The sequence below is a fragment of the Variovorax sp. Varisp85 genome, from assembly GCF_047304045.1.
Lineage (GTDB): Bacteria > Pseudomonadota > Gammaproteobacteria > Burkholderiales > Burkholderiaceae_C > Variovorax.
Map to the genome: position 1 here is coordinate 1 of NZ_JBGLYN010000128.1, position 4,684 is coordinate 4,684.

General features: G+C 65.4%; 5 protein-coding genes and 1 pseudogene. 5 read left to right on the top strand and 1 reads right to left on the bottom strand.

All coding sequences use genetic code 11. The features are described from left to right. The 4 genes and pseudogenes from ACCC97_RS28545 to ACCC97_RS28560 all read left to right on the top strand — a co-directional run. Positions 1-229 (top strand): annotated as a pseudogene (locus ACCC97_RS28545) (SAM-dependent methyltransferase); the annotation flags it as partial. A gap of 38 nt (positions 230-267) precedes the next feature. After that, entirely contained in the window at positions 268-1,074 is an 807-nt protein-coding gene (locus ACCC97_RS28550; RefSeq protein WP_007830949.1) for an oxidoreductase, read from the top strand. 46 nt (positions 1,075-1,120) lie between these two features. Next, positions 1,121-1,582: a methyltransferase family protein gene (locus ACCC97_RS28555; protein WP_413336322.1), complete on the top strand. Its 462-nt coding sequence runs from the start codon at positions 1,121-1,123 to the stop codon at positions 1,580-1,582. Between the two features lie 213 nt (positions 1,583-1,795). Further along, positions 1,796-2,332, top strand: a complete 537-nt coding sequence (locus ACCC97_RS28560) for an Rrf2 family transcriptional regulator (protein WP_413314941.1) — start codon at positions 1,796-1,798, stop codon at positions 2,330-2,332. A gap of 19 nt (positions 2,333-2,351) precedes the next feature. Here ACCC97_RS28560 and ACCC97_RS28565 read toward each other — a convergent pair whose 3' ends face one another. Beyond that, positions 2,352-3,047: a response regulator transcription factor gene (locus ACCC97_RS28565; RefSeq protein WP_007830939.1), complete on the bottom strand. Its 696-nt coding sequence runs from the start codon at positions 3,045-3,047 to the stop codon at positions 2,352-2,354. A gap of 242 nt (positions 3,048-3,289) precedes the next feature. Between ACCC97_RS28565 and ACCC97_RS28570 the strand changes: the two genes are divergently transcribed. After that, positions 3,290-4,636, top strand: coding sequence for a DotU family type IV/VI secretion system protein (locus ACCC97_RS28570; protein WP_413336324.1), 1,347 nt, complete (start codon positions 3,290-3,292; stop codon positions 4,634-4,636). Positions 4,637-4,684: the final 48 nt, after the last annotated feature.

Genomic DNA, 4,684 nt, shown 5'->3' on the forward strand with positions numbered 1-4,684 from the left:
GGGCGGGACGCGGGACGCTGCGATCGACGACGCGGTGAAGATGGCGCTCGAGGTCGGCCCGCTTTCGCGCGCGCTCGCTGATCAGCCCGACGACATCCGCGCCCGCGCCTCGGCCGCGGTTCGTGCCGTCTTCGCAGGCCTCCCCGGCGAGCGTTCGGTGATGATCGACGGCGCAGCGTGGATCGTCATGGCACGCAATCCGATCAGACCTGCCTCCTTACACAACTGATCCTCCTCACTCCACTGCCTCTACACAACGGAACTGCCATGTCGAATTCCAAAGTTGTCCTCGTCACCGGCGTGTCGTCAGGCATCGGGTGCGCCGCCGCCACAAAGTTTGCCGAACAAGGCTGCCGGGTCTTCGGCACCGTGCGCAACACGGCAAAGGCCCAAGCCATACCTGGCGTCACGCTCATTGAGATGGACATCCGCGACGATGTTTCCGTTGATCGAGGCATTCAGGCCATCATCGCGCAGGCCAAGCGCATCGATGTGCTGGTCAACAATGCGGGAGTGACCCTGCTGGGCGCGACTGAAGAAACCTCGATTGCCGAAGCCCAGACGCTGTTCGAAACCAACCTTTTCGGCCTCTTGCGCGTGATCAAGGCCGTGCTGCCGCACATGCGTCAGCAGCGTTCCGGTCGTATCGTCAATGTCAGCTCGGTGGTGGGCTTTCTATGTTCGCCGTACATGGCCTTGTATGCGGCCTCCAAATACGCTGTTGAAGGGCTGTCCGAGTCACTGGATCATGAAGTACGCCAATTCGGCATCCGCGTGTCGCTGGTCGAACCCTCCTTCACCAAAACCAACCTTGATCTCAACGCGCCTCAGACTGCTGCCAGAATCCCGGACTACAGCAAAGAGCTTGCCATCGTCACCAAAGCCTTCCAGAACAACGTGCAAAAGGCGCCCACGCCTGAAGGCGTTGTGGCGACGATGGTCAGCGCGGCACTTGGTCCGTGGAAGATGCGCCACACGCCCAAGGGCGAAGCGTCCCTCCTGGCCAAGTTGCGCCGTTTCATGCCCGCTGGCCCGGTCGAAAAGGGCCTGCGCAAGACGTTCGGACTGGGCTGAAATCACAGCTGTGTTCACGGCCGGGTGCTAGACCTCATGGAGTAATATGAGCGTGCTTGAACTGAAGGTTCCTCCCCCCATCGTGGCGCTTGTCCTGGCGCTTCTTATGTGGCTGACGCCAGCCATCGCGGGCCTTGTGCAGATTCCCTATCCGGCCCGCGTGCTCTGCGCCGTCGTTTTGGTGTGCATTGGCCAAGGCATCAGCATCGCCGGAATGGTTGCGTTTCGGCGCGCCAAGACCACCGCGAACCCCATCAAGGCAAGCTTGGCGTCCTCGTTGGTCATCCAAGGCGTGTACCGGTATACGCGCAACCCCATGTATGTCGGACTCTTGCTTACCCTGTTGGCGTGGGCAGTGTTTCTGGCGAATCCGTTTGCTGTACTGTGGGTTGTCGTGTACGTGCTTTACATCACCCGGTTCCAAATCATCCCGGAAGAACGCGTGCTGGCGTCTCTATTTGGGGCAGAGTACGAGGCTTACAAAGAGCGGGTACGCAGATGGGCATGAGGTCTAACGGGTCTGCAAGGACTTCCCCCCTAAGTCATCAACACATCCCAGCGCAACAAGAAAATCGGAAGCGGCCGCCCCCTCAACGGCGAGAGCCCACGGCGTTCTGCATATTGTTTCAAAAAATGCCGCCGCCACGCGTCGGAAACTTTTCCCGGTCTTTTGCACACCTACCGTCCATCGTTTGCAAAACTCACCACCGAGGAACACTCCATGCGTCTCACGACGAAGGGCGGCTTCGCCTTGACGGCCATGATCGATGTCGCGATGCGCGAGCGGGACGGCCCCGTGCCATTGGCGTCGATCAGCCAGCGGCAACACATTGCCCGTTCTTCGCTGGAGTTGCTCTTCAGCAAGCTGCGCCAGCATGCGCTGATCAAGGCAACGCGCGGCCCTGGAGGCGGCTACACATTGACGCGCAGGGCTTCCGAAATCACCGTGGCTGACATCCTTGCCTCGGTCGATGGCCAGCCCGTGGCGGACACCGAGGCCTCGCCAAGGAAGGACACCGCTGGCAAGGGCTGCTATTCGACCGACGCGCTGTGGGCCTCCGCCAAGCACCATGTCATGGAGTTTCTGGGCTCCGTCACGCTGCAGAGCCTGGTCGAAGAGCAACTCGCCAAGGGCGTGCGCGTCGAGCACGAAGCGCCGACGAAGAGACAGACCCCGCAAATCTCCGCCGTCACGCCAATGCGCGTGAATGCGCCGAACTCCGTGTTCGCCTGGAACGGCGTGTTCGCCAAGCGCTGAACGCCACGCGCGTGCGGGCTCAGGCCTGCTGCGCTTCGGTCAGCGCCTGCGCCGCCACCACTGCCTCGGTGCGGTTGCGCACATTCAGCGCGCGGAAGATCGCCGCAAGGTGGATCTTCACGGTGCCCTCGCTGATGCCGAGGCTGCGCCCGATCAGCTTGTTGGGCTTGCCTTGCGACAGCAACTGCAGCACCTCGACCTGCCGCTCCGTCAGCACGTTGCGCAGGTGCTCCAGCGTCTGGCTGCCAGCGCCGCCATTGCCGCTGCGCACCAGCGCCTCGGCGCCGGCCTGCGGCGCCACGCCGGCCACGATGCCGGGCGGCAGCGCAGCCAGCATCATCGGCGGCACGTACACGCCGCCGGCCAGCACCAACCGCACGGCCGAGAGCATGACCTCGGGCGAGTAGGCCTTCGGAATGAAGCCGAGCACGCCGCGCTCGAGCGCGCTGCGCATGATGGCCGGGTCTTCGTAGCCCGACAGAACGATCAGCGGCACGGCCGGATGGCGGCGGCGGATTTCGTCGATGTGGGCCTGGCCGTCGGCGCCGGGCATGTTGAGGTCGATCAGGGCCAGGTCGAGATCATCGGTGGCTCCGGCAAGCAATTCGTCGACGCTCATCGCCAAAACGAATTCGATGCCAGGCTCCAGCTCCGACAACTTGGCTTTGACCGCCTCGATGACGAGCCGGTGGTCGTCGGCGATCAGGATTTTCATGATGCTTTTTCCCGTGTCCCAGCGTGCAGTGAATTGCAGGCGCTGAAGATACCGGCGAATGCCCCGTGCAGCAAGGGCGGCGGCCCCACCAACGGCATAGACCCCAAGCGGTATGGCGCGGGGCGAGAGCCATTTGAAAGAATGAACGCCTACTCGAAGAAACCGGGGACATGGGCATGTGCCATCGCAGCAGACTCCGGCGCAAGGCATCCTTCGCAACGCATGGCTGAGCGAGCCCACGCATGGCTCGCCTTCTCGACTGCTTCTCCAGCTTCATCTCGTTCGGTCTCGCGCTGGATGCATCGATCGCGGCCGGCGCGCCGCCGCTGCTGCCGCCGCACGAGACCGCACAGCAGCAGGCCCGCCAGCTGCTCGATGCGGCCCGCGCCGCCGCCGAGGCCTTCGGCACGCCCGCAGCGCAGATCGAATCGGCAACCTTCGCAATGGTGGCCTGGATCGACGAAATCCTCGCGCGCCATCCCGGCGCAACCGCTGCGGTCAACACGGCTGGCGCAGCCCCGCTGCAGGTGCAGCTCTTCAACTCCAACAACGCGCACAGCGAGTTCTTCCATCACCTGTCTGCCCTGACCCCACAGGACGACCCCGTGCGCGAGGTGTACTGGCATGCGCTGGTGCTCGGCTTCAAGGGCCAGTACTACTTCGAGGATGGCGACCACGGCGAGCTCGGCAAGCTCAAGGAACTGCACGGCCGGCAGCTTCAGCTGCGCCCGCTGTCCACCGGCAGCCCGGTGCAGGACCGCGTCGCGCCGCAACCCCATGACGTGCCCGACCCGCGCGGCCCCGGCGACACGCGCCGGCGCGACCGCACGCTGTTGCACAGCAGTGCCGCGCTGGCGCTGATGCTGCCGCTGCTCTACCTGCTGTGGCTGTGGTCCACCGGGCCGCCGGCCACCGCCGCGGGCCCGGGCCAGCGCGTGGAGCAGCATCTGCAGACTTTCGCCTGCGCCGACCTCACGGCCGGCATCGACCCCGAGGGCCGCACGCACGTCACCGGCTTCGTCTCGGTGCCCGGCGACCTGCCGCGCGTCAAGAGCGAAGTGAGCGCGATTCCCGGCGTGCAGGCGCCGCGCTTCGACGTCGGCCTGCGCGTGTGGCCCCACTGCGAGGTGTTCGCCATCCTCAAGCCCTACCAGGCGCGCAACCGCGAGAAGGCCTACGGGCTGGAGGTGGATGCACCTTCGGCCCGCGAAGGCGACCTGCGCGAGGGCGACGGCGTGCGCGTGCGGGTGGTGGCGCCGCGCCACGACAGCTACATCTGGGTCGACTACTACACCGCCGACGGCTCGGTCATGCACCTCAACGCCGGACAGGCGCCCACGCGGCTGCGGGCCGGCGAGACGCTGGAGCTGGGCCGCGACGTCCCTTCGAGCTGGCTGGTGAGCCCGCCCTTCGGCAGCGTGCTGATCACGGTGCTCTCGTCGCCGACGCCTTTTACAGAAACATCCGGCCGGCCGCCTTTCGAGCTGGCCTCGGCCTACCTGCTGCGGCTGCGCGAGGCGCTGGCGGCGAGCAAGAACGGCGAGCGGCTGATCGCGGACTTCGTGTTCCTCGAAACCGTTGCGCGTTGAACGCGTTGCCGTTGGGGGGGGGCGGGCGGGGGGGGGGGGGGGGGGGGG